The sequence below is a fragment of the Sphingomonas bacterium genome, assembly GCF_903643065.1.
Taxonomy (GTDB): domain Bacteria; phylum Pseudomonadota; class Alphaproteobacteria; order Sphingomonadales; family Sphingomonadaceae; genus Sphingomonas.
Genome location: NZ_CAHJWX010000397.1, coordinates 1 through 2,932, shown reverse-complemented (window position 1 = coordinate 2,932; position 2,932 = coordinate 1). Strand labels below are relative to the sequence as shown.

At 65.7% G+C, this 2,932-nt stretch carries 4 protein-coding genes; all 4 read left to right on the top strand.

Annotated features, from left to right (window positions below; genetic code table 11):
* Positions 1-507, top strand: a 507-nt coding sequence (locus HUU95_RS12770) for an alpha/beta fold hydrolase (protein WP_217429841.1), incomplete at its 5' end; no start/stop codon positions are given.
* Positions 508-554: 47 nt separating this feature from the next.
* Positions 555-1,064, top strand: a complete 510-nt coding sequence (locus HUU95_RS12765; protein WP_217429842.1) for a (2Fe-2S)-binding protein — start codon at positions 555-557, stop codon at positions 1,062-1,064.
* Positions 1,061-2,074, top strand: coding sequence for an FAD binding domain-containing protein (locus tag HUU95_RS12760; RefSeq protein ID WP_174280445.1), 1,014 nt, complete (start codon positions 1,061-1,063; stop codon positions 2,072-2,074). The genes HUU95_RS12765 and HUU95_RS12760 overlap by 4 nt, the downstream gene beginning before the upstream one ends.
* A gap of 14 nt (positions 2,075-2,088) precedes the next feature.
* Positions 2,089-2,932 (top strand): xanthine dehydrogenase family protein molybdopterin-binding subunit (locus tag HUU95_RS12755; protein WP_174280444.1); only part of this gene is annotated, 844 nt, incomplete at its 3' end.

The window sequence follows — 2,932 nt, the reverse complement described above, 5'->3', positions numbered from 1 at the left end:
GCGCTCGACAATATTCCGACCCGGGTGATTTTCGAGCGGATGGACGCGAAGGTCGCGCGCGGCCACTGGTTCTTCCTGTTCAACGCCGTGCGCGACTTGCCGGAAGCGCTCGTCACCGGGCGCGAGGAGCTGTGGCTCCGGTTCATTCTCCAAGGTTGGACCTACGATCCGCAGGCGCTGAGCGTGGAAGACATCGCGACCTATGCCCGCGCCTACGAACAGCACGGCGCCTTGCGCGGCGCCTTCGAGGACTATCGCGCCGCGGAAGAGGACGTCCGCCAGGATGATGTCGATGCCGACATCAAGTTGTCCTGCCCCACGCTCGCGCTATGGGGTGAGGAGTTCGAGTCCGGCGGCAAGATGTGGGATTTCCCCGCCATCTGGCGCGAGATCGCCGACGATCTCACCACCGTGCCGATCCCGCTTTGCGGACACCTGCCGCACGAGGAGCGGCCGGACATCGTCAACGACGCACTGCTCGCCTTCCTCAAGGGATGGCAGGGCTGACGGCTCGCCCGTCACCCAGCCACGTCAACGGAGATCCCACCATGTCGATGATCGAGACATCCTGCCAAATCGATCCGGCCAAGCCGATCGGAACGGTGCCTATCACGCTGACGATCAACGGACAGCGCCGGTCGCTGCAAGTTGAGCCCTGGATCACGCTGCTCGACCTGTTGCGCGAGAGCGAACACCTAACCGGAACCAAGAAGGGATGCGACCACGGCCAGTGTGGCGCGTGCACCGTGCTGGTCGACGGCAAGCGGGTAAATAGCTGCCTGTTGCTGGCGGTCACGCGCGACGGCGCTGCGATCACCACCATAGAGGGGCTCGCAAGCGGGGACGGCCTGCATCCGCTACAGCAAGCGTTCATGGATCATGATGCATTCCAGTGCGGCTATTGCACCCCGGGTCAGATCTGCTCCGCCAAGGGCCTTCTGGATGAGGGCGTGGCACACACGCGCGACGAGGTGCGCGAGATGATGAGCGGCAATCTGTGCCGGTGTGGCGCATACACCAACATCGTCGACGCGGTGCTCGCCGTCATGGAGGCAACGCGATGAACCGCTTCGATTACGTGCGCGCCGCTACCGTGCCGGAAGCCGTGCAGGCTGGCGCGCAGGCCGGAACCCGCTTTCTGGCTGGCGGCACCAACCTCGTCGACCTGATGAAGGAAGGCACCGAGCGGCCCGGCACCCTTGTAGACATCAACCGCCTGCCGCTCGGAACAGTCGAGAGCTTGCCGGATGGTGGGCTGCGGCTGGGTGCGTTGGTCAGCAACGCCGACACCGCTCGACACCCCCTGGTGGCCGAGCGCTACCCGTTGCTGGCGTCCGCAATACTGGCCGGGGCGAGCCCGCAATTGCGCAACGTGGCCACCAACGGCGGCAACCTGAACCAGCGCACGCGCTGCTACTACTTCTATGACGTCGGCACGTCGTGCAACAAACGCGCGCCGGGTTCGGGCTGCGGCGCGATTGGCGGAGTGAACCGCATCCACGCGATACTGGGCGCCAGCCCCTCCTGCATCGCCACCCATCCGTCCGATATGTGTGTGGCCCTGGCAGCCCTGGGCGCGACCGTGCAGGCAACGGGACCGAAGGGCGAACGGGCCATCGCCATGGCGGACTACCACCGCCTGCCCGGCGACGACCCGGCACGGGACAACACGCTGCAGCCCGGCGAGCTCGTCACCGCCATCGATCTCCCGGCAGAGGATTTCACGGCGAACTATACCTACCTCAAGCTGCGCGACCGGTTGTCCTACGCCTTCGCGCTCGTGTCCGTCGCCGCAGCGCTGCGGATGGAAGACGGCAAGGTGGCGGAGGCGCGGATCGCACTCGGAGGCGTGGCGCACAAGCCGTGGCGCCGGCCAGAGGCGGAAAAATTGCTGGTCGGCCGATCGCCATCGCACGAGGCATTCCTGGCGGCGGGGGATGCGTTGCTGGAGAGCGCCGTTGGCCAGGGGGACAACAGCTTCAAAATTAGCCTGGCGCGCAAGGCGATCGTACGGGCGCTGCGGCAGGCCGCGGACGCAACGCCGCAATCGCAGACCGACAAGCGCGTCGCGTAAGAGAGGACACCGTCATGAACGTCACGACCAAAATCGGTATCGGCAGTGCCATCAACCGTGTCGACGGGCTGGAGAAGGTCACCGGGACAGCCAGGTATGCCGCCGAATATGCCGCGGCAGGTATGGTTTACGGCGTCGTGGTGTCTGCCACGGTCGCTAAAGGCAGCATCACCGCGATCGACGACGCGGCCGCGCGCAGCGTGCCCGGTGTTGTGGAAGTGCTCACTCATAAGAACCGCCCGCACATCGCTTGGCGCGACAGCAACTACCAGGACGAGGTGGGGCCACCCGGCTCGCCGTTCCGGGCGTTGGGCGACGCGCAGATCCTGTTCAGCGGCCAGCCGGTGGCAGTCGTGCTAGCCGAAACGTTCGAGGCCGCCCGCTATGCCGCGAGCCTGGTGGATGTCAGCTACGACGTCGTGCCGCACAACACCGACTTTGAGGCGTCGCTGACTGAGAAGTTCATGCCCTCCAAGAAGCGGGAGACATTCCATCCTCCCAAGAACCGCGGCGACGCCGTCGCGGCGCTGGCGGAGGCCCCGGTGACGATCGCGGCGGAGTACCACCTGGCGACCGAGCATCACAACCCGATGGAGATGCACGCCACCACCGTGGCTTGGGAGGGTGATGGCCGCATCACCGTCCATGACAAGACGCAGGGTCCGCAGAACGTGCAGACCTACATCGCCAACATCTTCGGCTTCGCCAAGGACAAGGTGCGCGTGCTGAACCCCTACGTGGGGGGTGCCTTTGGCTCGGGACTGCGCCCGCAGTATCAGGTTTACCTGGCGGTGATGGCGGCCAAGAAGCTGGAACGGTCGGTTCGCCTCGTGCTGACCCGGCAGCAGATGTTCACCC

Coding starts and splice junctions, on each gene's coding strand:
- HUU95_RS12760 (WP_174280445.1), top strand. CDS start 1,061: ATGAACCGCTTCGATTACGTGCGCGCCGCTACCGTGCCGGAAGCCGTG.
- HUU95_RS12765 (WP_217429842.1), top strand. CDS start 555: ATGATCGAGACATCCTGCCAAATCGATCCGGCCAAGCCGATCGGAACG.